At 50.4% G+C, this 25,528-nt stretch carries 22 protein-coding genes; 13 read left to right on the top strand and 9 right to left on the bottom strand.

Annotation, left to right across the window (positions count from 1 at the left end):
• Positions 1-6 precede the first annotated feature (6 nt).
• The 11 genes from ACOQPU_RS05545 (at position 7) to ACOQPU_RS05495 (ending at position 12,558) form a co-directional block, all read left to right on the top strand.
• Positions 7-261, top strand: a complete 255-nt coding sequence (locus ACOQPU_RS05545) for a Trm112 family protein (RefSeq protein ID WP_420644130.1) — start codon at positions 7-9, stop codon at positions 259-261.
• A 4-nt stretch (positions 262-265) separates the two neighbouring features.
• Positions 266-637, top strand: a complete 372-nt coding sequence (locus tag ACOQPU_RS05540; RefSeq protein WP_420644129.1) for a response regulator — start codon at positions 266-268, stop codon at positions 635-637.
• A 34-nt stretch (positions 638-671) separates the two neighbouring features.
• Positions 672-1,508 (top strand): GNAT family N-acetyltransferase, encoded by an 837-nt coding sequence (locus ACOQPU_RS05535; RefSeq protein WP_420644128.1) that lies wholly within the window; start codon positions 672-674, stop codon positions 1,506-1,508.
• Between the two features lie 13 nt (positions 1,509-1,521).
• Positions 1,522-2,484: a pyridoxal-phosphate dependent enzyme gene (locus tag ACOQPU_RS05530; protein ID WP_420644127.1), complete on the top strand. Its 963-nt coding sequence runs from the start codon at positions 1,522-1,524 to the stop codon at positions 2,482-2,484.
• Between the two features lie 104 nt (positions 2,485-2,588).
• Entirely contained in the window at positions 2,589-3,092 is a 504-nt protein-coding gene (locus tag ACOQPU_RS05525; protein ID WP_420644126.1) for a hypothetical protein, read from the top strand.
• Positions 3,093-3,107: 15 nt separating this feature from the next.
• Entirely contained in the window at positions 3,108-3,899 is a 792-nt protein-coding gene (locus tag ACOQPU_RS05520; RefSeq protein WP_420644125.1) for a M23 family metallopeptidase, read from the top strand.
• 227 nt (positions 3,900-4,126) lie between these two features.
• On the top strand, positions 4,127-4,711 hold the full coding sequence (locus tag ACOQPU_RS05515; RefSeq protein WP_420644124.1) for a hypothetical protein: 585 nt from the start codon (positions 4,127-4,129) through the stop codon (positions 4,709-4,711).
• Positions 4,712-4,833: 122 nt separating this feature from the next.
• Positions 4,834-6,441 carry a serine/threonine protein kinase gene (locus ACOQPU_RS05510; protein ID WP_420644123.1) on the top strand — a complete coding sequence of 536 codons (1,608 nt, stop codon included), beginning with the start codon at positions 4,834-4,836 and terminating at the stop codon, positions 6,439-6,441.
• 119 nt (positions 6,442-6,560) lie between these two features.
• Positions 6,561-8,168: a hypothetical protein gene (locus tag ACOQPU_RS05505; RefSeq protein ID WP_420644122.1), complete on the top strand. Its 1,608-nt coding sequence runs from the start codon at positions 6,561-6,563 to the stop codon at positions 8,166-8,168.
• 386 nt (positions 8,169-8,554) lie between these two features.
• Entirely contained in the window at positions 8,555-10,486 is a 1,932-nt protein-coding gene (locus ACOQPU_RS05500; RefSeq protein WP_420644121.1) for a protein kinase domain-containing protein, read from the top strand.
• 62 nt (positions 10,487-10,548) lie between these two features.
• On the top strand, positions 10,549-12,558 hold the full coding sequence (locus ACOQPU_RS05495) for a cadherin domain-containing protein (protein WP_420644120.1): 2,010 nt from the start codon (positions 10,549-10,551) through the stop codon (positions 12,556-12,558).
• A gap of 190 nt (positions 12,559-12,748) precedes the next feature.
• Here ACOQPU_RS05495 and ACOQPU_RS05490 read toward each other — a convergent pair whose 3' ends face one another.
• The 9 genes from ACOQPU_RS05490 to ACOQPU_RS05450 all read right to left on the bottom strand — a co-directional run bounded on the left by ACOQPU_RS05490 (position 12,749) and on the right by ACOQPU_RS05450 (position 23,174).
• Positions 12,749-13,897 carry an acyl-CoA dehydrogenase family protein gene (locus ACOQPU_RS05490; RefSeq protein ID WP_420644119.1) on the bottom strand — a complete coding sequence of 383 codons (1,149 nt, stop codon included), beginning with the start codon at positions 13,895-13,897 and terminating at the stop codon, positions 12,749-12,751.
• Positions 13,898-13,945: 48 nt separating this feature from the next.
• On the bottom strand, positions 13,946-15,109 hold the full coding sequence (locus ACOQPU_RS05485) for a M20/M25/M40 family metallo-hydrolase (protein ID WP_420644118.1): 1,164 nt from the start codon (positions 15,107-15,109) through the stop codon (positions 13,946-13,948).
• A 95-nt stretch (positions 15,110-15,204) separates the two neighbouring features.
• Positions 15,205-15,405, bottom strand: a complete 201-nt coding sequence (locus ACOQPU_RS05480; RefSeq protein WP_420644117.1) for a hypothetical protein — start codon at positions 15,403-15,405, stop codon at positions 15,205-15,207.
• Positions 15,398-16,762, bottom strand: coding sequence for a GTPase HflX (gene hflX, locus ACOQPU_RS05475; RefSeq protein WP_420644116.1), 1,365 nt, complete (start codon positions 16,760-16,762; stop codon positions 15,398-15,400). Before hflX ends, ACOQPU_RS05480 begins: the two co-directional genes overlap by 8 nt.
• Positions 16,763-16,949: 187 nt before the next feature.
• On the bottom strand, positions 16,950-18,548 hold the full coding sequence (locus ACOQPU_RS05470) for a mucoidy inhibitor MuiA family protein (protein ID WP_420644115.1): 1,599 nt from the start codon (positions 18,546-18,548) through the stop codon (positions 16,950-16,952).
• A 32-nt stretch (positions 18,549-18,580) separates the two neighbouring features.
• Entirely contained in the window at positions 18,581-19,774 is a 1,194-nt protein-coding gene (locus ACOQPU_RS05465; RefSeq protein WP_420644114.1) for a sensor histidine kinase, read from the bottom strand.
• Complete coding sequence (gene trmFO / locus ACOQPU_RS05460; RefSeq protein ID WP_420644113.1) at positions 19,771-21,159, bottom strand: methylenetetrahydrofolate--tRNA-(uracil(54)-C(5))-methyltransferase (FADH(2)-oxidizing) TrmFO; 1,389 nt, start codon at positions 21,157-21,159, stop codon at positions 19,771-19,773. The genes ACOQPU_RS05465 and trmFO overlap by 4 nt, the downstream gene beginning before the upstream one ends.
• Positions 21,160-21,211: 52 nt before the next feature.
• Complete coding sequence (locus tag ACOQPU_RS05455) at positions 21,212-22,600, bottom strand: UTP--glucose-1-phosphate uridylyltransferase (protein WP_420644112.1); 1,389 nt, start codon at positions 22,598-22,600, stop codon at positions 21,212-21,214.
• A gap of 55 nt (positions 22,601-22,655) precedes the next feature.
• Positions 22,656-23,174 (bottom strand): tetratricopeptide repeat protein, encoded by a 519-nt coding sequence (locus ACOQPU_RS05450; RefSeq protein ID WP_420644111.1) that lies wholly within the window; start codon positions 23,172-23,174, stop codon positions 22,656-22,658.
• Positions 23,175-23,636: 462 nt separating this feature from the next.
• Here ACOQPU_RS05450 and xerA point away from each other — a divergent pair, with 462 nt between their 5' ends.
• Both xerA and ACOQPU_RS05440 read left to right on the top strand, forming a co-directional pair.
• Complete coding sequence (xerA, locus tag ACOQPU_RS05445; protein ID WP_420644110.1) at positions 23,637-24,509, top strand: site-specific tyrosine recombinase/integron integrase; 873 nt, start codon at positions 23,637-23,639, stop codon at positions 24,507-24,509.
• A 76-nt stretch (positions 24,510-24,585) separates the two neighbouring features.
• Positions 24,586-25,428, top strand: coding sequence for a purine-nucleoside phosphorylase (locus ACOQPU_RS05440; RefSeq protein ID WP_420644109.1), 843 nt, complete (start codon positions 24,586-24,588; stop codon positions 25,426-25,428).
• Positions 25,429-25,528 lie beyond the last annotated feature (100 nt).

Below are 25,528 nucleotides of genomic sequence, written 5' to 3'. Positions count from 1 at the left end.
TTATGAATGACAAACATCAGTGATCTGCCAATCAGCCCACAACTTTTATCCATTTTGCGCTGCCCGTTAGCGGTGCAATCAACAGAATATGGGGATGACCCTGGGCAACTGGAACTCGTGCATAATTGCTGGCTCGTCTGTGCAGACACCAACATGAAATACCCTATTCGGGACGGCATTCCAGTCATGTTAATTGAGGAAGGGGAAAAATGGCGAGATACGGCCGTTGCAGACCTTCCCGTCCCCCCACCTGCCGCATAAACGCATGAAAACAATACTACAAATAGAAGACAATCACGCCAACCGCCTGTTGGTAGAGCGTGTATTAGAACCCCACAACTACCGTTTGCTCCACGCCGCTGATGGCGAAACCGGGGTTGCCCTGGCACTCGAAGAAACCCCAGATTTGATACTGGTTGATATGGGCTTGCCAGATGTTGATGGGCAAACGGTTGTCACCCTTCTTAAACAAATCCCAGAAATGAAAAACATCCCAATCGTAGCCATAACCGCCTGGCCCGCCGATAAAGCATTGGAAATGGCCCAGCGGTACGGTTGCGACGGCTGCATCACCAAACCAATCAACGTAAAATCCTTTGCCGACGAGATTGCTGCCTACCTGACCCATGATTCATAAGCCCGCTACCCGATTTGCAGCTTCACATGCGCACATGAACCTACAGCCCGCAAGCGAATTTACCTACGAACAGCTCACTGACGCCTACAATGAAACACGGGTCGATTACATGGTGCCCATGCCTATGAATGTGGCACGCCTCATGGAATATTGCCGCGTGTATGATGTTTCGCTAGAGCATTCTTGCGTAGCCGTGGAGGAGGATGCTATGCTGGGTTTGGGAATGCTTGGCGTGCGGGAAGAGCGCGGCTGGATCACGCGGCTGGGGGTATTGCCTGCCGGTCGGCGTAAGGGAACTGGCAGCGCACTCATGATGGGTCTTCTGGAAGCTGGGGAAAAAGATTCGCTAGACACAATTTGGCTAGAAGTCATCAAGGGAAATACGCCAGCACATCAACTTTTTCTCAAGTTTGGCTTCAAGGAAACTCGCGAACTAATTGTGGCCCGTCGCGCCCCGAAAACGCAGCTAGACAATACAATTTTTGACAAAGTGAAGCGTATCACCACGCTGAACCATGAAGATGCCATCATTTTGCTCTCTCACCGGGAAGAACGGCCGAATTGGCTGAATGAAACAGAATCTCAACAAAATGTACGAAACCTGTCTGCCTTGCTTGTGGAGCTGAAAAATGGCGGTCGCGGCTGGGTAACATACCATGCGGGTTTGCTTCAGCTCACGCGGCTCATTGTTGAGGTGACCGTTGGCGATCCGGCGGAAGTGACCGAAACAGTCCTGGCGGTGCTGCATCAGCGACACAAGCGTCAGGATTCCATTGCCGAAAACCTGTGTGAAGATCCAAAATGGATTGGCTTTCAGAAAGCTGGCTATTTCGATTCCTTTCGGCGAATCGAGATGAAACGGCCGTTATAAACTCAACTCCCACATGAGTCTACAAATTCCGCAACCAACGGCCGTCTTAGAAGCCGCCAACCGCATCGCTGGCATCGCCAACCAAACACCTGTTCACACCTCACGTACCCTAAATCAGCAAACTGGCCACCAAATCTTCCTCAAATGCGAGAACTTCCAGCGCGTTGGGGCATTCAAATTTCGTGGCGCATACAATGCGGTGAGCCAACTAAGCAAAGCCCAAAAAGAAGCAGGCGTGGTCACCCATTCCAGCGGCAACCACGCCCAGGGATTAGCACTTGCTGCAAAGTTACTGGGCGTGAAGGCTACTATTGTGATGCCAGACAATGCTCCGGCCATCAAAAAAGCGGCCACGGCTGGCTATGGCGCAACCATCATCACCTGCCCCGCCATTGAGCGGGAAGCCGTTTGTGCCCAGCAAATTGAGAAACATGGCTACACACTCATCCACCCGTATGACAATCCTAACATCATTGCTGGAGCCGGAACGGCCGCTTTAGAGCTATTACAAGAGGTTGGCCCACTCGATCTGCTCTTTGCACCAGTAGGTGGTGCCGGTTTGCTCAGTGGCACTGCTTTGGCAGCAGCGGCCGTGCAGCCAACCTGCCGTGTCATTGGGGTAGAACCTGCCATTGCCAACGATGCCCAGCAATCTTGGCAACGTGGCGAAATTGTAAGGTTAACGGCCGTACCCAACACCCTGGCCGATGGCTTACGTACCCGCTTTGTCGGTGCGCACAACCTCCCCATCCTGCGTCAATACGTTAGCGACATGCTTACGGTAACCGAAGATGAAATTGTCACCACGCTACGCTTCCTCTGGGCGCGCCTGAAGCTGGTTGTGGAACCCAGTGCTGCCGTAGCATTGGCCCCTGTTTTCACAGGCAAAATTGGTGAGCCAGGTCAACGCATTGGCGTCATCTTGAGTGGCGGAAATGTAGACGTGGCTGAGCTTGCTCCACTTTTTGCAGATTAGGTTCCGAATCTCCCACCAAATTTCAGCCGCAAGTTTCACATTTAGAAAGACAATTTATGCTGTAGGGTGGAATAAGTTATATTGTTTTGTTAGGAGCTTTATTTATGCCAAAGTGGTGGCCATTTCAGAAACAGGAGAATAATTTTGCAAAAGAAAATGACGCGTTTGCCCAGGCAGAGGCAATCCTGCGTTCACAACTGAAACAACAGCAAGCAGAGGGTGTTTCCGCACAGGCCATCCTCTACTTTATTGAGAACCAATCCCAAGAATTGGAAAAAGCGGAGCAAACCACCGAGCTCAAAGGCCAACTCCGTGCTTACGATTTGCTTTACAGCGAACTCCGACCCCGCATCCTGGAAAATTTATCCAGCGGCAAAGCCTTGGAAATGGCAGGGCGCATTGAAGAGGCGTGCCAACATTATGAACAGGCAGTTCGCGATCAGGTTTCTACGCGGTTTCCGTATGAACATTTGCGCGTCATTTACCGCCGTGAAGGCAAATTTGAGGATGCGCTGCGAATTTGCAACCTGGCGGTGCAAAATCCCTTCCTTAGTGAAAAAGATCAGGCACACTTCCAGCAGTGGGCTGCCAAGCTCAAGCAATCCTGAACAAATTCACATTCTATGAAATCGCTTTTCCCCAAATTCAAACAACTTAGCGGTTGGTTCTTTGCCCCAGAGTATCGCTGGCTCAAGATCGGGCTTGCGCTGCTGGTGCTTTTCATCGGGGCGTTTGTGCTAAATCGCGGCCTGGGGTATCTACGCTTGTTGAGCGACCCCCGGAGCCACTCTTTTTTGCAGTGGGCACAGGGCGACTCTTCAGAACGTGCCGCGTTGATCACCACGCAACAAGACGCCTGCCCTGGTGCCCCTTTTATTTTGCCTACTGATGGCTTCATTGGGTTACTGTATGAAGATCCGCGCGGCCCGTATTCCAATAGCAACCCACATCAGGGCATTGATATTTTTAGCGAAGGTAATCCTGGCACTGCGCCTGTTTATGCCGCCTACGATGGCTACGTAACCCGCGATGAAAATTGGCGCAGCGCGCTCATTGTGCGCGTACCCGATGATCCGTTACGCCCCGGTGAACAAATTTGGCTGTATTACACCCACATGGCAGACCGGGAAGGCAACAGCTTTATTGAACCAGCTTTTCCGCCCGGTACGTCTGAACTGTTTGTGGAGCAAGGCACGCTACTGGGTTACACAGGTGATTACAATGGAAATGCCACTCGGAACATCTGGGTGCATTTACATTTTTCGATTGTGAAGGATGATGGCAACGGCCGTTACCTAAACGAGCTCCTGTTTGAAAACACGCTAGACCCGTCGCCCTACCTGGGCATGGCACTCAACTACCAATGCACCTCTGCTGCCAACGGCTGCACGGCGCAACCCGTTTGTAACAGCTAAACAAGCCACGCATCAGAACCTGACCAATTGCCCATGATAAAGCTCACCAAGAATAGTGACAAACATCAGATGAACCCAACATGCGGGCTGTTACAATCTGTTTGTAACTTTTATCACAAAGTTACTCGGGGCTCCTCTTTCTTTTCTGAGGCAAACGGCGCGACGCAAGTTGCGCCGTTTGTACATTCAACGACAATTTTGCCAACAAACATACGCAAAGGCAGAGCATGACCAGCAACGGCAACAGAAAAATTAACCGAAAACGCCTTTTATATTCCGTCACCCCGCTGGTGGTTATGTTGCTGATCATTATCGGGCTGAATTTTCTACCTCGCACGGCATCTGAGCCGCAGCCAACAGTTATGGCGGGCACGGCCGTTTCCAGCCAGCCTAGCACCATACCCAGCACGACCTCAACACGCCCGCCGATACTGCCAGCAACCATCTTACCTAGCCCAACGCCTACCATCACACCACGTCCAAACGTTGCCCCGGAGGCCGCCATTACCCTTTCAGGCCCACCGAACGAGAGTAGCTTGCCGCTAAACGGCCGTATTACCTTTTACTGGCAATATTCAGAACTGCTGCTGCCGGGGCAGGCATTGGTTTTCACACTGCGCCAAGACGATACGGTAATTGCAACCAGCAGCCTCAATCAGCCCAATTTTGGGGATGGCTACCAAGTATTAGTAGCTTTTGAGGATATAGCTGAGGCAGGAACGGCCGTTTGGCAGGTTCGTTTACAATGGGAAGATGAATCCTCAAGCCTGCTCACCAGTGATAACCGCACCATCACCTTGCTTTCTGAGTAAAAGCACTCACATTACTGTAGTTTGCATAAGAATGTGTATAATTGGGCTGGTGTGGTCTCAACGCCAGCATATTTTTGGGCACGCCTAAAGCAAAAAGGGGCAAAGATAGTAATAATTAACTCATGGCATCTTCACGTAATAAAAAAGCAAATGACAACCACATAAGCCATTACGTGCTGGATGAACTGCTCGTGGAGCAAGCGGCGAGTGCTATCTATCTAGCCAAAAATACAAAAACCGACGATGCTGTGTTTTTGGTAACCTTACAACCTGAGGCCGCCAGAGCAACCGATTTGAGCGAACGTTTTCAGCGTCGTGCAGAAACCATCTCGCAGCTGGCTCATGACACGCTGCTACCTTTGCAAGATTTTGGGGTGGATGGCAAACGGCCGTTTGCCGTCATGCCGTACCACACAGGCCAATTTTTGTCTGAAAAGCTAGACGACACGCCTCCTCCACCTGAGAATACTACCGACAAAGCGGAAATCGTGGCTGCGCTAGAATTGGTAAAAAAATTGGCACTGGGACTCAGTGTAGCCCACCCAACCGGCCTCATTCATCACGATTTGCGCCCCGAGAACATCTTTGTGGATGACGCCGGCAATCCTTATCTGCTTGATTTGGTCGTACCACCTGTGCCGCCCGTTGTCTCACAGTTAGACGAGGAGCAGTCCAGAGAGTTAGATTACCAATCCCCTGAGCAAAAAGCGGGCAAGGCACTTTCAGGGCGAAGCAATGTTTTCTCATTGGGCATATTGATTTATCGTTTGCTAGCAGGCCGCCAGCCCGCCTTGCCAGTTTCCGAATGGGACATTTTTGAGCAAAAACGGGGAGCACGCGAGGTTCCGCTGAATCAGGTTCGTTCTGATTTAGCTTTGGCAACCTACAGCCTGGTACAAAACAGTATTTGGCAGCGGGAGTGGAGCCGCTACGAAACTATCAATGCCCAGGTGCAAGCAATTGAAGAAGCAATTGCCGCTGAATTAGCACCCCCACCCCCGCCCCCACCAATCTGGCTACGCTTGCTCAATCGCCTGCGACAGCCTCAAATCAGAAGATTTATTGTTCCAGCTATTGTCCTTATCTTTCTGTTGCTTTTGGCCATGATGGTCATTCGTGGACGGGGAAACCGCGCACAAAACACGACGCCATCACCCGAAGCAATTAATCTGCCTGCAGCGGTTGAATTGACGGCCGTTCCCGAAACAGATGAAGCACTTATTACCAACAGCCCCACAAGCACAGCAACAGAAACACAAGAAGATGAGGTGCTTCCCCCCACTGAGGAAGTAGAAACGCCAACCAGCTTGCCTTCCCCAACGGCCGTACCTGCAACACCGACAGACCCTCCCCTTTCGGCGACAGCCACCACAACAAGTACACCCACAGAAACGCCAACTTTAGAACCAACAGAAACCAGTTGTGTACCATCACCGCCTTTTGGTTGGGTACGCTACACAATTCAGGCCAACGATTCTCTCTCTGCATTGAGCCAAGCTACAGGCACCACCGTCGCGCGCTTGCAAGACGTCAACTGTCTGGACACCATTCTGCTGAGCGTAGGCCAACTCATCTGGCTACCCACTTCGCCAAACCCAACAGATACGCCTGTGCCCTCTGATCCATCGGACCCGGGGACAACGGCCGTTCCCCCCGGCAACACCCCTCAACCTCCCGCTCCTACATCAGGGCCATCCACACCCACCGTCCCCCCAGAACCAACCCCCTAACGCTTTCACTCTTAAGTCTTAAGCGTTATTGCAACCTCTCCACGCCAGAATAAAGAGGTGTCCTTGCTTGCGTCTGGGACCTCTCGCTAACGTTAGCCGAAGAGACAGGAGAAACATCAATGAAGTGGCGAAACATCAAAGCCCCGTGGGTCATCCTCACGCTCACCATAGCCTTACTCACCATTATCACCCCAATCATTTTTGCAGAGCCAATCAACGATGGCAGTTTTGAAAACATCCCTTCAGACTGGGAGGAATTTTTTAGCACACCCTGTCCCCTCAGCGGTATTGGTGATTGGTCAGATATTGACGAGGAAGCGCCACAAAATATTGACGGTGAGCAAACATTGTGGGTTGGCGGTGCATGTGGCCCAAGCCCGCTCATTATTCGCAACAATGGAGCCCGTCAATCGATCCCACTTGCCGAAAATGCGGCATTGCTCTCTTTTTGGTTCTATCCGCTCAAACGTGATCCTGGTCCCCCAAATATCGATCGTGCAGTCGTCACCATTGATGATGAAGAAATATGGTCATTAATTGTAGACGGCATAAACAATCCAACAGGTTGGAACAATGCTATTATTGATATTACTGAGTTTGCAGACCAAACGGTGTCCTTATCTTTGGCAATGCAACAAAATATAGATGGCAGTATCGCTAACGTCTTTTTTGATGCCATCGAGGTATTTCACCCAGACACAACCATAAGCCAAGCGATATCGTCGACGGCCGTTCTTGAGGGCGAGCCGTTCACGGTTGAAATAACAATAGAAAACAGTGGAGACACCGTGTTGGAAAATATAGCCGTTACCAACACTGACTTTGCCGATTGTGATCAGACCGCAGGCAGCTTGCCCGCGCTAGAACCGGGCGAAAGCCTCAACTATAGCTGCGACGTTGACAGTGCCATCGCCAATCAGACCAATACAGCAACGGTGCAAGCCACCACCACAACAATTGAATATTTAGTCGAAGCAAATCACACAATTGATGTCGCTATTGTGAATCCACTGCTAACCCTGACGGTAACGCCAGACCAAGCCTCAATTAGAGAAGGGGAGCAGCTCTTCTTTACCATAACCCTCACCAACAATGGCAGTGCCAGCCTGGACGAGGTAACAATTAATTCAGAACCGGATACCGGCTGTGATTTATTCCTGGACACACTTGCCGTGGGGCAAACGGCCGTCTTCAACTGCACCTATATTCCCAGAGTCAGTGGCACAATATTGTTTACGGCAACAGGTTTAGAAACAGTAACAAATTCTGAAGTGGCAACGGCAACGGCCGTTTCTATTGAGCTTTTGCCCATAGACCCACCCACTTCCCCTGGCAGCAATATCTATCTACCTCTTATGCTCAACAACTACCTCAGTCAAAACGCCCTGGGTGAGCCAAATGACGCTTGCAGTCAAGCATACCCCATCGAGACTAACCAAGCATACAAATTCTTAGCTGAGAACACCCACGACTGGTATCAATTCTCGCTAAATGGCCAGACTGATGTAACAATCAAATTAACAGAATTTGTACCCATTGCGGGTCAAATTACCGTTTGGCGAGGCAGTTGTGGCAATTTGACGCTCCTAGGCCAAAATGGAGACTTTTCTGCAACAAAAACTATATCATTGTCAAACCAACCAACTGGCATATATTACGTGTGGCTCATCAACGACGGTGGTGTAAACCTGAGCGATCAATACAGTTTGAACATCACGACCCCCTAAACACCACTCTGGGCTGCAAACAGAAATATGGGGGGCAATTTACACCCCTTATTTGACACACATATGAGTAAGCTGTTGGAAATTCGGAAAGGCGTTTCGTAAGAATGATCGAAACTTTTGCTCATTATGATAAGGCCAGTAAGTGTACTTATGTTTACAGTGGGAGCAACGTCTCTGAAAAGAGGCAGCATTATTTGGAAGAGTGTTAAGAGGGTAAACCCACGCCCGAATAAATTGGCCTTGCCGAACAATAACGAGCAACAGCGCAACTTCATCTATCTCGTTTGGTATGCTTCATGTATCCAATCGTTTTAGCTTGTTTCATTCTTGGGTATAATGGCGAGGCTTTGTTTGCATAAAGTGTGCAAATTGATTATTAGGAACGGATGGAAACCCAGAAAGACCAGGCTAAGCCGTCCAACCTGTTTGATCAGTTACTCGATCAATATAGGTTAGAAGCCCACATCACGCAGACGGCCGTTACCGATCTTTATCGGGCATTTGATGTTGATGAACACTGCCCTGTCGCGGTTGAAATTCTCCTGCCAATTTATAACAATAAAAAGCAGTATGTAGACCAGTTCATCGAAAAAATGAACAAGGTCTCTCAAATAAAGCACCCTAATATTGCCGAAGTTTACCAAATTGGAACAACGCCAAATAACCGACCCTACGTTTCACGGGACCTTGTTGAAGGCATCTCGCTTCGCGATCGGTTAAACCAGCTCTCTGAACAAAACTCACCCGCCAACAGTATTTACGCTCTTCAAATTGTACGCCAACTGGCAGAAGCACTGGAACTGGCAGAGCGTTTGGATTTGTTTCACTATCATCTCTCTCCGGACAACATCCGGCTGAAAGCAGATGGTACGATTGTGCTGGTAGATTTAGGAATCCCAGCCATAGAAAACGGTACGGCCGTAAACGCAAAGGTCAATACCAACACACCTTACACGGCCCCGGAACGCCAGCAAGGCAAACCCCTCGACAGCCGCAGCCAAATATATGCCCTGGGCACCATCTTGCATGAAATTTTAACCGGTGAGCTTCCTCAGGAACCCGGCTCGGTTTGGCAAACTTTTTCGCAAGCAATTCGGCCGCAAAACACGGCCCTAGAAGAAAAACGACCTGATTTAGCCAGACAAACGTATGATCTTGTTGACAGAAGCATACGAAAACAGCCGTGGGGTCGTTACGCAACTATCAAAGAGTTTTTGGAAGCGGTAGATAATGCTCTGCAAAACGAGCGCATGCTGGTGCAAACACGTGGCGAAACAGAAGTCGTGGTTGCACTGCCACGCCGCTCCCGTGCGGTTCTTTTGCTGCCGCTTGTGGGCATTTTAGTGATTTTGGGCATTGTAGCCATCTTGGTTTCTTCTCGTGGGGAAACAGATGCCACCCCATCGGCCCAGCCAGTGGCAGTGGGCATTGACAGTACTAGCACGGCCACACCCACGCCCTCCATACCGGCAACTATTGCAGCAGTAGCTAATCCAGCTGATACGGCCGTTGCCATTGACCCTACAGACCGCAGTGAAACCATCGGTCTTATCAATTTATTGTCACCGGCAGAGGCCACTGAGTTCCTGGCTGGCGACACAGCCAATTTCCGCTGGAGTTGGTCAGATACGCTGGCCGAAAATCAAAGATTTGCTGTCTACCTGGTTACTGATAACGGCCGTTCCTTGTTAGGCAGCGTTAGTACCCCAACCGAAGATGGCAACTACAGCTTACAAACCCTATTACCTGGCAGCGGCAGCAATGCCATGTCAGAATGGCACATTGTTTTAGAAGATTTAGCCACCAATAGGGAAATCGCCGCCAGCAGCAATCGGCTTATCGCCATTAAACCAGCCCCCATCACGGCCACCTTCACGCCAACGCCAACTGAAACTGCCACACCAACCTTCACACCCTCTCCAACACCCATCCCCCAACTGGTTATTTTTGTGAGTTCGGCCAGCTTACGGCAAGGGCCTGGCACCGTTTACCCCATCCTGCGCTTCTTGTATGAAGGGGAAGTTGTGGGGGTAATTGGTCAAGACAGCCCAGAAGCCGAATGGTATAATGTGGTATTGGATGATGGCAGTTCAGGTTGGTTATATGCCCTTGCCAGCCGGTTTATTGAAGGCTCGACGGGCGACAACGTTCCCATCGCTGGCACCATTCCGCCACGACCTACCAACACGCCGACACCAACGCCATCTAATACGCCAACGCCAACCTTTACACCCACACCCAACCCCGGCGGCGGCAGCAACCCACAACCAACATCACCACCACCAACATTCACCCCACCCCCACCACCAGGAGGCTAAACGGGGTCTAGGTTATTTCATTGCGTGCAATAAATAACAAGAAGTATCGATAGAGTATCGGTATGCGGAGAAAACGTGTCCCTATTCTTTTTGCAATACTACTCAGCGTGAGTACGATCATTTTTTGGCTGGGTTCAGTTCTTGCTGCAACAATAATTGTTAATAACAATGGACTCAGATTAAATACTGGAGAGAGCGAAAACATTACAAGCAGTATGCTCCTTTCGGAAGATGACGTTGACGAGAATGCCACAGTAACCTATACCTTGTCTATCACGCCACTCAATGGAAACCTGGTCTTGAGTGACACTGGCGGTATAACCACACTGATGCCCATTAGCCAATTTCTTCAGTCTGACATTGATCAGAATTTTCTAGTCTATAATCACACCAGCTTAGGTGCAGAAATAGACGACACCTTTGAATTTACGGTTACAACTGGCGTCGATGAAATTACCAACACCTTCGCAATTACTATAAACCAACCACCAACTATCAATGATAGTCTCTTCTCCATTGCGGAAAACGAACCCTTTGGCACTTCTGTAGGAATCGTCATGGCGTCGGATGCCAATACCGAAGACAATTTTACCTACTCCATTCTGTCCAGTGAACCGTCTCCTGCCTTTGCCATTGGCAGCAGCAGTGGCGAAATCACGGTTTCCGATTCAGCCCTGTTGGATTTTGAAACCACGCCCATCTTCACCTTAACCGTTGAAGTAGAAGATAGCGGCTTATTGACGGATACGGCCGAAATCACTATCAACGTGCTAAACATAAACGAGCCGCCTACCCTCAATGACGACAGCTTTTCATTGCCAGAAAACTCAAGCAATGGCACGTCAGTCGGCACGCTAGCGGCGAGCGATCCTGATGCCAGCGAAACCTTTAATTACACCATCACCGCTAGCGATCCTTCAACAGCATTTGAAATTGGTGCCTCTGATGGCGAAATTACAGTCTTAGATACCTCATTACTAGACTTTGAAACGACGCCAACATTCACGCTAACTGTGGAGGTAGAAGATAGCGGCATGAACACAGATAGTGCTGAAATTGTCATTGATCTGACCGATGTGAATGAAGTACCAACAGTGAATGAAGCAATATTTTCAATTCAGGAGAACAGTTCAGTTGGAACAGCTGTAGGCACAGTTTCTGCAGACGATCCAGAGGGACCGGTTACTTATGAAATTATTAGCGGCAACAGCAGTTCCGCCTTTGCCATAAATTCAACCAGTGGTGAAATCACGGTGAACAACAGCACGCCACTCAATTTCGAGGCTACCCCAACTTTCAACCTGACTGTTCGCGTGACGGATAATGGCACACCAACGTTACCAGCACAAACCAACACCGCCCCAATTACCATTAATTTAACCGATAGAAATGAAACCCCAACGGTTAACGATGCCACTTTCTTCATCTCAGAAGGCAGTTCAAATGGTGCGGTTGTGGGTACCGTCTCAGCTTCTGATCCCGATGCCGGTGATAGTCTAACGTATTCCATTACGGGAAGCGGAAATGTTGGTTCTGTCTTCACCATAAATCCTTCCTCCGGTCAAATCACCGTCAATGACAGTACCAAATTAAACGCAGATACCATGCCTATTTACAATCTAACTGTTCAGGTGCTGGACAGTGGCAATCTACCTGACACGGCAACTATCACGGTTAACGTGACTGCTTTGCCCATTACCTACATTTATTTGCCAATGGTGCTAAACAATTACCCGCCCATTGAGCCAAATAACAATTGCAGCCAGGCATATGGCATTGGCACTAACACCACCTACGAGTTCACGTCCGATGACCAGGAAGATTGGTATAGCTTTACCATTACCAGTCAGCAAAATGTCTCAATCACGCTATCAGGTTTTGAACCGGTCTCGGGCCAACTCATCGTTTATGGCGGAACCTGTAGCAGTTTATCTCTTTTGCAAAACAATGGTTCAGCCTCAAGCACTAAAATAATCAACCTGAATAATTTGGGAGCTGGCACGTATTTTATTCGCGTATTTAGCGCACCAGTTACCAACACACCATACAACTTGCGCGTCGATTTGAACTAACTCGCCCACAACTTTCAAACAAAACGCGCCACCTGGCAATTGTCAGGCGGCGCGTTTTTACTTTGCGGGGTAACAGAAGTTCAACTTTTGTCAAAAGTTGAACCTCTCAATCTACAAAAGTCTTGGGTCTAATGATGTAAATTCCAGAGAGAACAAGACTTTTGTACTCTTCATTGCGTAAGTCCTATGATTATAAATTCAAAATGTGGCGAGCGATCACCAGACGTTGAATTTCGCTCGTTCCCTCTCCAATGGTCATAAGCCGCGTGTCGCGGTAGATACGTTCCACCTCAAACTCGCTGCTGTAGCCGTAACCGCCGTGAATTTGGATGGCGTTGCGGCAGACGCGCTCGCTAACCTCGGTGGCAAACAGCTTGGCCATTGCCGCTTCTTTGGTGTACTTTTTGCCTGCGCCTTTCAATGCAGCGGCCCAGTAAACCATCAGGCGGGCAGCTTGTAGCTCGGTAGCGGCATCGGCCAGCATCCACTGCACGGCCTGATGATGCGCAATCGGCTTGCCAAAGGTTTCGCGTTCATGGGCATATTGCACGGCCGTTTCATACGCCGCCTGCCCCAAACCCACTGCCAAAGCCCCAATGCCCACGCGCCCACTGTCTAGTGTGGCCAAGGTTTGCTGCAAACCGCGCCCTTCTTCGCCCAGTAAATTTTCTAGCGGCACCCGCACTTCTTCAAAAGTAACGGCGTGTGTAGGCGACCCTTTCAGCCCCATCTTCTTTTCGGCGGGACCAATGGTAATGCCGGGCGTATCTGTAGGTACGATGATGTGGCTGAGTGAACGGCTGCCGCCAGCCCGGTCGGTGCGGCAAAGCAGTACCATCACATCAGAAATGGAGGCATTGGTCATCCACATTTTGGCCCCGTCGATGATCCAGGTGTCACCTTCTTTTACGGCCGTTGTTTGCACCCCACCCTGTAAATCAGACCCTGCCCCCGGCTCCGTGAGCGAGAGACAGCCCAGTTTGCCCTCACCGGTGGCTAGCGGTGGCAGCCAATGTGCTTTTTGAGCGTCGTTGCCGTACTTTACAATCGGCCCTAAAGCCAGCCCGTTGTGGGCAGACACTGCTAAAGCGGTAGAGCCACAGCCCCAGCCCAGCTCTTCAATAGCGATGGCAGCACTGACGGCATCCACGGCCGCACCGCCATAGGCTTCCGGCACTTCCAGACCCAGCAGCCCCATTGGCCCCATCTTTCTTACGGCCGTCCAGTTAAATTCACCAGACGCATCCGTTTCTCGCGCCATCGGTTTTAGCTCTTTGGCGACAAAATCATGCACAATGTGCTGAAACTCGCGCTGTTCCTCATTCAGTTCAAAGTTCATCAATTACTCCCGTATCGTCATTCAGTAAAAATAGTGGTTTGTTTAGATTTAAATGCCCGCCGCCGACAGAGCCAGCAGCAGCAGTTGGCCCATCCCCGCTGGTAGGTGGGTGCTGTCCATATATTCATCCAGCCGATGGGCGTTGCCAGATTCTGTGAGGCCAATGCACACGGCCGTATAGCCTAAACTAAGCGGCACATTGGCATCGGTGCTGCTGGCAATGAAGCTAATTTTGTCACAGCCGACCTGCCGCAGCGCAGCCACTGCTTGCCGCACCAGCGGCGCATTGCGTGGCAACTGCCCTGCCGGACGATTGCCAATCTGAATCATTTCCACCTGTAACTCTGGCTGTGCTTGCCAATGTGCCACCAGCTTCTCTACCTCTGCCACCAAAATAGCAAGACGTTCTGGCGCTTCAGAGCGCAAATCCAGCAGCAATTTAGCTGATTGAGCAATGCTGTTAATGGAAGTACCGCCTTCAATGACGCCCACGTTGTAGGTGGTTTTGGGGCTGGTTGGCACCTTGAGCTTGTCTATGGCGGCAATAAATTTGCCGAGTTCATGAATAGCACTGCGCTGGCCAAAATTGCCCCAAGAATGTCCACCAGCAGTGCGAAAGGTAATTTCATAGCGGCGCACGCCAATTGCCTGATGAGAAATTTGACCAAACAAGCCACCTTCTACCACCAAATAAATTGCGTTGCCACCAAAACGCTCAACAACGGCTCGCATACCACGTAAATCGCCCAGCCCCTCTTCGCCCACGTTGGCCACCAGCCAGATGTTGGCTAACGGCCGTATCCCATGCAGCTTTAACGATTCAACCAAGCCAATTAATCCCGCCACACCAGTCGAGTTGTCGCCGATGCCGGGGCCATGCGTTACGCTGCCCTCCTCACGAATGGTCAGATCAGTATCTGCGGGAAAAACAGTGTCGCTGTGGGCAGAAATAATGACGGGGGTATGACTGTGTGGTTGGCTGCCCGGGAAACGGCCGTACACATTGTGCAGTTCATCCTGAGATACATCTTGTAAACCCAGTTTGCTAAAACGCTGTGCCAGGTACGCCGCCCGTTCCGCCTCGGCAAACGTGGGGGCCGGAATTTGCTGGATAGCGATTGCCTGGGAGACAATTTCAGCAACTCGCTCTGGGAATTGAGCCAGGGCGGCTTGAACACGGCCGTTTTGGGCAACAGTATCAATGGGAATCATCGGCAGCAACCTGATATGTGGAAAAAGAACGGTGTTCAGGAATCGGTTTTCAGTTTTCAGAAGTTCGTACTGAAAACTGAAAACCGATTATTGGACTAAGACAACGGCCGTATCAACAGCAGCCCGATCAAGCTAATAATTAAACCCAAATGCAGCAAAATATGCCGATCTACAAACCAGCTTCCTGGGAAGAGTTGCAAAATCAAATTGAGGATAATCAGCCCCAGGCCTATCAGCGGCAACAAACCGGGATATTTACTAAGAAATTCGCTGACTCTGTCTAAAAAATCATTCATCGGCTATTTGTTGTCCGCCCATATAGGGTTCAAAATAGGGTACCAGTCGTTTCGGCAACCGGCCATAAACAATCACACCGTCGCCCGTGTGCTCCTCGCCATCCACCTGCCCCCGTTCATACATCAATGAGAGCAAATCCCCTCGCTGGTACGGCAGCAGGACGGTTAGCGGCTGCAAATATCGCACCATCGCCGCATCAATCGCTACCAAAAGTTCCGGAATGCCTTCGCCAGAAACGGCCGAAACAGGCACCACCGGATAGGATAAATCAAACGTCGGGGCCGGATTTTGGCCGTCAGGCAACAAATCAATCTTGTTAAGGGCTGCCACCGTTGGCAAATGATCCACCTCTAGCTCCGCCAGGGTGTCCTCCACCGCTTCAATTTGGGCAGCGGCATTGGGATGGGTGGCGTCGATGACGTGCAGCAGCATATCCGCTTCGGTGATTTCTTCCAGCGTGGCGCGGAAGGCAGCTACGATGTTGGTGGGTAATTTTTGAATAAAGCCTACCGTATCGGTAAAGAGCAGCTCACGCCCACCGGGCATATCTACTTTGCGCGTGGTGGGGTCTAGCGTGGCAAACAGCATATCCGCCGAAAGCACATCGGCATTGCTGAGCTTGTTGAGTAGAGTCGATTTGCCCGCATTGGTATACCCCACAATCGCCACCACTTGCAGCTCGGTTTGCTGTCGCTTGGCGCGATGCCGCTCCCGATGCGCCCGCACATTTTCTAGCTGCCCTTTGATGTAAGAGATGCGCCGTCCAATTTCCCGGCGGTCTGTTTCTAGCTGTGTTTCACCAGGGCCACGCAAGCCCACACCGCCGCCTTGCCCGCCGACGCGACCACCAGCCTGCCGCGCCAGATGGGTCCACATGCGGGTTAGGCGCGGCACGCGGTATTCTAGCTGTGCCAGCTCCACTTGCAGCTTCCCCTCGCGCGTTTGGGCGTGCTGGGCAAAAATGTCCAGGATGAGCGCGGTACGGTCGATCACCTTCACGTCCTCGCCAAACGCTTTCTCCAGCTCACGCTGGTGGCGCGGGGTTAGCTCGTCGTCAAAAAGCACCACGGACGCTTCCAGCTCCTCAATAACTGTCTTTACTTCTTCAACTTTACCGGAACCAATGTAGGTGGCACTGTCTGGCCGCTCGAACCGCTGAATGGTTTTACCAATTACAGAAAGCCCAGCCGTGTCCGCCAGCCGTTCCAGTTCCAACAAGCTATCTTCAACGGGCAGCAACGGCCGTCCGTGTTTCAATTCAGCCCCAACCAAAAAAGCACGTTCTTTGGGCTTAGCCGTTTCGTAAAATTGTGGAGAAATAAGTGCCTCCGAAATAATGTCTGTGTTAGATGTCATTCCGAACCCTTCAAGAACCTCAGGGCAGGCTGTCTTCGGAGTGAGGAATCTCTCCTGTTTTGGCAAAGAAGAGAGATTCCTCGGAGGACCTCGGAATGACATATTTGTTACCTGATTTAAAAGTTAAAGACTAATAGCCAAACACATCAAGCATTTCTCTTTTTTCTCTGTGTCCTCTGTGGCTAAATCAATCTAGCAAACCTACTACCCGCAAGCTGCGCGGATGCTCGACGATGTATTCATACCGTATGGTTTGCTCTGCACCGCTGGCCAACGTCAGCTCCCATTCTAGCAGATTCAAATCCGTTTGTTCGTTGGGCTGCGGCCGTATCTCATCCAATTTTACCTTGATCTGCTCATGGCGTGAAACTGGAATATGGTCCTTTACAACTATCTGCGCCTCGGTTTTGAGCAGGTTTTTTACGGCGATGGTGTAACCATACCGCAACTGCCGCTGATCGCGCAGCAATTTTTTGTCTACGTCTCGCTTGGCTAGCTTGCGCTCCACAGTAATGCGATCTTCCACACCAAGTAATAGTTCCAGTTCATCTCCCTGTGCCGTAAACTTGATTTGCGTTTGCCCGATGTATTCTTCGCCTACAAACAGGCTGGCGGCACCGGGCAACAAAGGGCCAGTTTCTGCATAATCCACCGTCGCCCGGCGGAAGGCAGCGTCACTATATTTGGGGATGGTGAGGTAATCCAGCTTTGGCACCAGCCGAAGTTGCTGCAAGGTGGTTTTGTGAGGCGAGCCGTCATTGGGAATGTCGGTTTGGCCAGGAGCTTTGAAGGTAACGGCCGTTCCTTCACTTTGTACATCTGCGGTCACCATTTCAGCTTCAACAGGTGCTGGCATTTCGGCGGTGGATTCTTCTATCCCAAAGGACATCGTCTCCATTTTGGCAGCGGCTGGCGCGGCGGGCTTAGCACTGCGCACCATCTGGCGCGGCTGGGGTGGCTGGTATTCCCGAATGTACCAGGGATGAATCTCTGGCAATTTCTGGTTCAGGGCCGGGCGTGCCGTAGAGACAGCCAAATTCACCTGCTGCCATGCCTGCCCGGTTCGCTGAATGATTTGGGCCAGATAATCGATTTGCAACGCATAACGGCCGTTTTCCTCCAGCAGTCGAATATCATACAGCGGCTGCCAACCAGCCTGGCTCACTACATAGCTCACCTCCGGCTGGAAGCTGCCATCGCTTACCACCTCCACTTCAATTTGGGCCTGGTACTGCTGGGGCGGTTTGGTCGTCTTAATTTGCTTCAGCTCCTGCTGTAACTTCTGCAGCCGGCGAACAAGGGATTCTTGCTCTTGATCCAGTTGGCGAACGGCCGTGCGCATGGCTGCATCCTGCTCCTGCAAAAAAGCAATTACCTGCTGCTGCTCGGCCACCGTTGTTTTCCCCCGCGAGAGACCTTTGGCAAATTCGGCCGTGGCCTGGCGAATCCCATCCAAATAAATGCCGTGTGCTTGCCAACCCGCCTTTTGATCCTCCAAAGCCCTGATTGCTTCCTGAACTTCCTCAATTTGGCTTTCCAACTCCTGCACAGCTTCCTGCGGCGAGGCTTCAAAAAATTGGCGCGTTACCTCCACACCTAACAGCCGCACCTTTGCCGTGCCGCTGCCCCGCACCCGCACCGAGTTACTGTCCATTGTCAACGGCAAGTTCGGTACCAATAAACGATGTCGCCCGGTTACCAATTCACAGCTTCCTACACCAGACACCCGCGCCCGGTCTGGGTAAACTGTCACATCTTTCACGACAATTTCTACAGAAACGTCCATCTTCTCACCTATGCTTTCCAGTTGGGATAATTCTATGCTTCAACCTTAGGTGGGCTAAGCCAGATAGGTAATTCAATGTGGAACGTACTACCTGGGCAACTTTCTTCATCACAACCTGGGCTTTCTGCCCAAACACGCCCGCTATGTGCCTCCACAATGCCCCTGGCAATTGGTAATCCTAACCCAGGCCCCCCCCCCTTAAACTTGGTCTTGCTAGAGGAGTGCAGGCTAGCATCGGCAATACTGCCAAACTTTTCAAAAATAGATTCCAGGTTTTCCGGATCAATGCCAATGCCCGTGTCCATCACCTGAATGTCCACAAACCCTGCCAATTCATCCGTCACCTCATCCTGGCGCACCAGGCTGCCAGTAACCACCACTTCGCCACCGTCTGGCGTGTATTTCAGGCCATTCATCAAGATTTTGGTGAGTGCTTTTTTCAACTTTTCGGGATCGCCGAAGGTGCTGCTATCAAATTCAAAGGGCATAATTTTTAGGTCTACCCGGCGCGTGGCATAATATCTGTCCACGCTGTCTGCAACCAGTAAAACGGTTTTTTCAAGATTGATTTCCTGATGCTTCAGCTCTACTGTGCGTAAATCCAGCAGCGACACATCGAGCATATCCCCAATAATTTCGTGCATCCGGCGGAAGCCGTTGCCCAAGCCATCTAGGTAAATGTGCAGGCGGGGGTCGTTTTGCGTTTCGGCTTTTAAGATGTTGGTATACCCTTCCAAAATGGTAAGGGGCGTTTTTAGTTCATGGGCCGCCACAGCAATAAATTTGGTTTTGCTCTCTTTGAACTTTTCCTGTTGGTTGCGCAGCTGGGTCATATGGTTTAGTAATTCAGACCGCTGCATATCAGAGGCAAGCTGGGTTGCTTCAATGATGGCATAGATAAGCACATCATCGATTAATCGCCAAGAGGTGAGGGCTTCATCTGCGGGGAACTGTTCCACCAGGCTACGGCCGATTTGCTCTTTGAGCACCCGCAGCAACACCATCCAATCGTAGGCTGCCGGGGCATCGTGACCGATGGCGGTTAATGCCCAGGATTGTACAGAGGCCAGCTGTAATTCTGGCAATGCCCCCACGCTGTTGACCAACACGGACAAAAACTCAATAAGATCATCTTCATCCACCAACAGATTTGGCGCACGGTTCAGAGTAACAGCACAAAGCATGGCCGACTGTTGGCGCAGCCACAGTTTTAGGTTCTCAGTCAACTGGCCACTCCCGGCAATGCAGCCATCTCCTCAGCCAAATTCGCCTCGGCGATGGTTCGGTCATAAGCTAGCTTGTTGTTGCGGGAAAAACGACGCATCGCGGTGAGGGCGCGGTCGCTATACCAACGGTAACGCTCTGCCTTGGGCATTTTGTTTTGGGGTTGGGCAAACAGGCCAAAGTTGGCTTTCATGGGCTGAAAATCTTTTATGCTGGCATGCGTCACGTAGTGGCACAACGCCCCCAGCATGGTGTTGGTGGGGAAGATGACGGGCATCTGCCCCTTGAGCAAACGGGCGGCATTTACCCCCGCTACGAGCCCGGTGGCGGCATTGCCCATGTACCCTTCCACGCCGGTAATCTGCCCAGCAAAGAAGAGATCGGCGCGGCCTCGGTATTGCAATGTGGGCTGAAGCAAGTGCGGGGCGTTGATGTAGGTGTTGCGGTGCATCATGCCGTAACGCAAAAATTCTGCATTTGCCAAACCGGGGATAAGCCGCAACACGCGCCGCTGTTCGCCCCACTTCAAGTTGGTCTGAAAGCCGACAATATTGTAAAGGGAACCAACCAGATTATCTTGCCGCAGTTGCACAACGGCGTACGGCCGTTTCCCATTACGCGGATCAATTAACCCCACGGGCCGCATGGGACCAAACGCCAGTGCCTTGCGCCCGCGCTGGGCCATGATTTCGATGGGCATACAGCCTTCAAAAAAGTGGGGGTCTTCCTGCTCAAACTGCTTGAGGGTGATTGTTTCCGCGGCCAGCAGCGCATCGCAGAAGCGATCATACTCCTCTTTAGTCATGGGGCAGTTAATGTAGTCCCCTTCCTCTTGCCCTTCGTCGTAGCGGGATTGGCGGAAGGCGATGCTGGTATCTATGGATTCGTATTCCACGATGGGTGAGACGGCATCGTAAAAGTAGAGGTACTCTTCGCCAGTAAGCTGGCTGATGCTGGCAGTTAACGCTAAAGAGGTGAGTGGCCCGCTGGCAATGATGGTAGGTTCGGCGGGTACGGCCGTTACTTCTTCCCGAATTAGTTCAATATTAGGATGGGATTCAATTTTGGCAGTAACCAGCTCTGCAAATTTGTCACGGTCAACGGCGAGGGATGATCCAGCAGGAACGGCCGTTTCGGCGGCGCAAGCCAAAATCATCGAACCCAGGCCACGCAGCTCCGCCTTGAGCAAACCAGGTGCTTTATGCGGCAACATGGAGCCGAGAGAATTACTGCAAACCAGTTCGGCAAGGTGATTGGTAACGTGGGCAGGGGTTTGCCGTTGTGGGCGCATTTCATACAGTTTTACCTGAATGCCCTGTTCGGCTAGTTGCCACGCTGCTTCTGTTCCAGCTAACCCACCGCCAATTACCACAAGAGATTGGCTCATGAAACAATTGTATCACAACCAGCTAGAGAACACCGCGAATTTTTCCCAAAAATTATGCAGGATAATTCAACTCTCCAGCCAAAATTGTGCCATCGGGAATTTCGATTTGGGCATCTGTTTTATTGCGTAAATACACATCACCCACACAAACCACATCTTTGCCAAAACGAAAATCCCCGTTGATCTCCAAACGGCTATTTTGTACCAATGAAGGCACACCTTGGGGGAACCTGGCTTCCAGATCGCTCACGTATTTGTAGAAACGGCCGTCCAAATTGACGTTAAATTGCTTCATTGTGCGCTCGTCGCTCAGCACAATACGGAAATCATCGGTAAGCGTGTACGCATCAGACCGAACAGCCAGCAGGTCGTTACTGGTTTTTACTGGGGCAAAGCGGCTGCGCGGCACGCGGATCGCCTGGGCACCTTTGAACACGGCAATAGCGGACCCCATGGCCGTTTCCAACTGGTACACTGGCGTAGAATTGGGGTCGCGGGGATCCACCGTTTTGCTATTGCGTATCATGGGCAACCCCAGCCGATTGTTGTATGCCTGCATCTGTTGGTACAAGGTTGGTAAGTGAAACCAGAGGTTGTTGGTATTGAAATATTTATGGCGGTGGATGTTTTGAAAAGCGGCCGTATCTTCCGGTGGGCATTGGGCCGATTCGCGCAAAATAAGCTGTCCATCTGGTCGCTGTGCCAAATGCCCCCCCTTCTTGTCCATCTCGGTGCGGTCAGCCACTTCCATCATGAATGGCACTTCATTATCTACAAAGTAGCCCAAAATTTCCAAGCTGATAACTGCCCCTAAATTGTCGGCATTGGAGACAAAGGCATACTCATACCCTTTTTCTAGCAACGCCTGGAGCGTGCCGCTGGTGACGAGCGCGGTGTAAATGTCTCCATGCCCTGGAGGACACCATCCCAGTTCAGGGTTTTCTGGCCACGTTACTGGGGCGAAATTATCTTGGCGAATTTTAGGCTCCTTGTGCTGTAAAAAGCTGGTAGGCACAGCATTGTTCAAATCTGCATATTTTTTAAGCAAATTCAGCGAATCATCCTCAGTTGAAAAGCTGTTCATCAAGATGAGGGGCACGTTGGCTAGCTGGGCTTGCCGAGCAATAATGTCTAAAAAGGTGAGATCATCCTTGACAGGCAGCAATGATTTTGCCTTTTCTAGCCCCATGCTGGTCCCCAAACCGCCATTGAGTTTGATGACGGCCGTTTTCCGTAAAGCTACCTTGCCAATCTGTTGCAGTCGCTGTGAAAACGTTTCCGCATCAGGCAAATCGGCAACTGGCTCAATCTCATCCTCATGAATAAAACCAGTTTGACCCGTAACAAGTTGGTCATAGTAAAATGCAAAGGTGTCGATAAAAATGTCTGGCAAGGCTTCTGCCTTCATTCGCGTAACAAAAGGGGAAAAAGTGGGAGTCATAATAAATATCCGCGGGTTCTTTATCTGGCAAAAGATATGTCTTGAAGTTGTGTGTTTAGGAACGGCCGTTCATGTCGCGCAATTTCTTAATCAGGTTTTGGGCATCCTTATCGTGGGGATTGGCCTTCACCGCCTGCTCAAACCAGCTAATTGCCGATTCGTACTCCCTGCGGTCACGGTAAATTAGCCCAATATTATACGCGACATTGGGTGCAATGGGGTCGATAGCCAACGCTTCTTTGAAAGCAGCAATCGCTTGAAGCTGCTCTTCATCACGCGCCAACACAGGATTTCCCAAATAAGCGGCACCTAAATTTGTCCAAACCATCACATTGTTAGGAGCTTGGTCACGCAACCACTCTAGAAGCCGTGCTGCTTGCTTAAATTTCTTTGTTAAAATGTACGCGCCGCTCAGGTTCAGCGCGGCATCAAAATGTTCAGGATCAAGAGCGTGTGCTTGTTGGAGGACGGGAACCGCATCATTTACCTTGCCACGATGCAGCAGTTCGCTCCCCCGCTGAAACAACGCCTCAAACTTTAGATCATCTTTTGGTTCTTTGGTACTTTCATTCATTTGCTTACGCAACCTCTCATTTAAATAATCGGCAATACGATCATGCTTATGATACCAGTAAATGCCCGAAACTTCTCTCATCGACCCCAAACCCACACAAAACGCACAAAATCTGGAAGACCCCACGCAATTCACGATGGGGCCGCAAGAATACACCATGTATCCTGATACATTTTATTCGTATAGCACGAACAGACTATTCATTTGGCTATCATTATGTTGATTTATATTTGATCTTATGAAAAGTAATTGTTATAATGCCCCTAGTTTAACTTACATAATCTTAATTTAAGTTGTCCGATATCATTTCATCTGACACTTTCTGGCTCAGCATCTAGCAAATCTTGAGAGTGGCTCCTCCTTCTGTAGGCAAACGTATTACCTGCATATAATTGATACTTTTGTTGCTACACGAATTATAGCCCTTGATAAGACTCTGAGCATAGCAAGGAGTGTGAGGCGATGGAAGAACAGCTGCTCGCCTTCCTGAAGTTCCTGCAAAAAGAGTATAATTACTCAAGCAACACAATAGCAGCCTACAAAAACGACCTAGGGCAGTTTGTGTCTTATTTGCAAGATAACAACTTAAATAGTGCCGGTCAGTGGGAATCCATTAATTCTGAACGAATCAACGCATATGTTAAATATATGAAGGAGCAGCCCTACGCCTCTTCTTCAGTGGCTCGGAAAGTTGCGGCCGTAAAGTCATTTTTTAACTATTTATACTCGAACCAAATTATCCAGGAAAATCCCACCACCAATATTGATTCACCCAAAGTTAAGAAGCGCTTGCCCAAAACGCTTTCTGCGGATGAAGTAGAGCGGTTGTTACAGGCTCCGGCCAACAAGAAGTCGCCAAAAAATTTGCGCGATATGGCCCTACTGAACATGCTTTATTCCACAGGTATGCGCGTAACTGAGGTTGTGTCACTTCGCTTAGAAGATGTTGATTTGGAAAACAATGTTCTCTACTGTCCCGGCAAAGATGAGCAGGTACGTGAACTGCCTTTTGATCAATATACGAAAAACATTTTAGAAAACTATGTGGAAGAAGGACGGCCGTTCCTTGTCAAAGACAAAGATGAAGCCGCCATGTTTCTCAACCACCGTGGGCAGCAGCTCACCCGGCAAGGATTGTGGCTCATTATCAAGGCGTATGCCAAGCAAGCTGAGTTAAGCGTAGCTGTTACACCCCACACCTTGCGCCACAGCTTTGCAGCGCACAAGCTACATGATGGTTCTGATTTGCAAGAGGTGCAAAAGCTGCTGGGCCACGCCAATATTTCAACCACCCAAATCTATACCCAGTTAGAAGAAAGTGAAACGGCCGAATAAACCAACCATTTGGTCAATCGTATAATATTTTGCGCCACGGCAGCTTCGTCGTGGCCTGTTATTGTCAGGGGAAGATATGACAACCACAGAAACCGCAAACCAAGTCAAAACGGCCGTTCAAGCTATTCGACAGCAAACAAAATACCAACCAACTGTTGGGCTGGTGCTTGGCTCAGGGCTTAGCGAACTCGCCAACAGCATCCAAAATCCAGATATTATCTCATACGAAAGCATACCCGGCTGGCCGCAATCCACTGTCGTGGGGCATAGCGGCCGTTTGGTGATTGGCACGTTAGAAGGCAAAACGGTGCTCGTACAGCAGGGTCGCGCCCATTACTACGAAGGGTACGACATGGAGCAAATCACCCTGCCCGTACGTGTGATGCACAAGATGGGCATCAGAACCTTAATTGTCACCAATGCAGCGGGCGGCATCAATGCCAGCTTCAACCCTGGCGACCTCATGCTCATCACCGATCATATTAACTTTTTGGGAATGGCCGGGCTGAATCCGCTACGTGGCCCTAATGACGACAGCGTCGGCCCCCGTTTTATGGATATGATTGGCACCTATGATTTGGGGTTACAAAAGTTGGCGAAGGAAACGGCCGTTGCCAACAACTTTACCCTTCAAGAAGGCACTTACGCTTATGTAGCTGGCCCCAGCTTTGAAACGCCTGCCGAACTGCGCTTTCTACGTGCAGTTGGTGCAGATGCCGTAGGCATGTCCACTGTACCGACAGTGGTAGTTGCTCGTCATGCAGGGCTACAAATTATGGGCATCTCCTCCATTACCAACAAGGCCGTACCAGACCCAGAACCCGGCACCGTGCTGGACCATGAAGAAGTATTAGAAACTGGCAAGCAAATCATTCCCAAGCTGACTGCCCTCCTTCGCGGGATTCTGCAACAACTCTGATTCCAAGATACAATTATCAACCAAGAACCTATCCGAAAAAGCCATAGAGAAAAAAGAGAAATCTGAGAAATAAACTTGCGTCTCAAAAATCTGCACTCTG

The sequence above is a fragment of the Candidatus Leptofilum sp. genome (assembly GCF_965223285.1).
Taxonomy (GTDB): Bacteria; Chloroflexota; Anaerolineae; order Promineifilales; family Promineifilaceae; genus Leptofilum.
The sequence above is the reverse complement of the archived record's forward strand: the minus strand, read 5'-3'. Positions and strand labels throughout refer to the sequence as shown.

Coding starts and splice junctions, on each gene's coding strand:
- ACOQPU_RS05545 (WP_420644130.1), top strand. CDS start 7: ATGACAAACATCAGTGATCTGCCAATCAGCCCACAACTTTTATCCATT.
- ACOQPU_RS05540 (WP_420644129.1), top strand. CDS start 266: ATGAAAACAATACTACAAATAGAAGACAATCACGCCAACCGCCTGTTG.
- ACOQPU_RS05535 (WP_420644128.1), top strand. CDS start 672: ATGAACCTACAGCCCGCAAGCGAATTTACCTACGAACAGCTCACTGAC.
- ACOQPU_RS05530 (WP_420644127.1), top strand. CDS start 1,522: ATGAGTCTACAAATTCCGCAACCAACGGCCGTCTTAGAAGCCGCCAAC.
- ACOQPU_RS05525 (WP_420644126.1), top strand. CDS start 2,589: ATGCCAAAGTGGTGGCCATTTCAGAAACAGGAGAATAATTTTGCAAAA.
- ACOQPU_RS05520 (WP_420644125.1), top strand. CDS start 3,108: ATGAAATCGCTTTTCCCCAAATTCAAACAACTTAGCGGTTGGTTCTTT.
- ACOQPU_RS05515 (WP_420644124.1), top strand. CDS start 4,127: ATGACCAGCAACGGCAACAGAAAAATTAACCGAAAACGCCTTTTATAT.
- ACOQPU_RS05510 (WP_420644123.1), top strand. CDS start 4,834: ATGGCATCTTCACGTAATAAAAAAGCAAATGACAACCACATAAGCCAT.
- ACOQPU_RS05505 (WP_420644122.1), top strand. CDS start 6,561: ATGAAGTGGCGAAACATCAAAGCCCCGTGGGTCATCCTCACGCTCACC.
- ACOQPU_RS05500 (WP_420644121.1), top strand. CDS start 8,555: ATGGAAACCCAGAAAGACCAGGCTAAGCCGTCCAACCTGTTTGATCAG.
- ACOQPU_RS05495 (WP_420644120.1), top strand. CDS start 10,549: ATGCGGAGAAAACGTGTCCCTATTCTTTTTGCAATACTACTCAGCGTG.
- ACOQPU_RS05490 (WP_420644119.1), bottom strand. CDS start 13,897: ATGAACTTTGAACTGAATGAGGAACAGCGCGAGTTTCAGCACATTGTG.
- ACOQPU_RS05485 (WP_420644118.1), bottom strand. CDS start 15,109: ATGATTCCCATTGATACTGTTGCCCAAAACGGCCGTGTTCAAGCCGCC.
- ACOQPU_RS05480 (WP_420644117.1), bottom strand. CDS start 15,405: ATGAATGATTTTTTAGACAGAGTCAGCGAATTTCTTAGTAAATATCCC.
- hflX (WP_420644116.1), bottom strand. CDS start 16,762: ATGACATCTAACACAGACATTATTTCGGAGGCACTTATTTCTCCACAA.
- ACOQPU_RS05470 (WP_420644115.1), bottom strand. CDS start 18,548: ATGGACGTTTCTGTAGAAATTGTCGTGAAAGATGTGACAGTTTACCCA.
- trmFO (WP_420644113.1), bottom strand. CDS start 21,159: ATGAGCCAATCTCTTGTGGTAATTGGCGGTGGGTTAGCTGGAACAGAA.
- ACOQPU_RS05455 (WP_420644112.1), bottom strand. CDS start 22,600: ATGACTCCCACTTTTTCCCCTTTTGTTACGCGAATGAAGGCAGAAGCC.
- ACOQPU_RS05450 (WP_420644111.1), bottom strand. CDS start 23,174: ATGAATGAAAGTACCAAAGAACCAAAAGATGATCTAAAGTTTGAGGCG.
- xerA (WP_420644110.1), top strand. CDS start 23,637: ATGGAAGAACAGCTGCTCGCCTTCCTGAAGTTCCTGCAAAAAGAGTAT.
- ACOQPU_RS05440 (WP_420644109.1), top strand. CDS start 24,586: ATGACAACCACAGAAACCGCAAACCAAGTCAAAACGGCCGTTCAAGCT.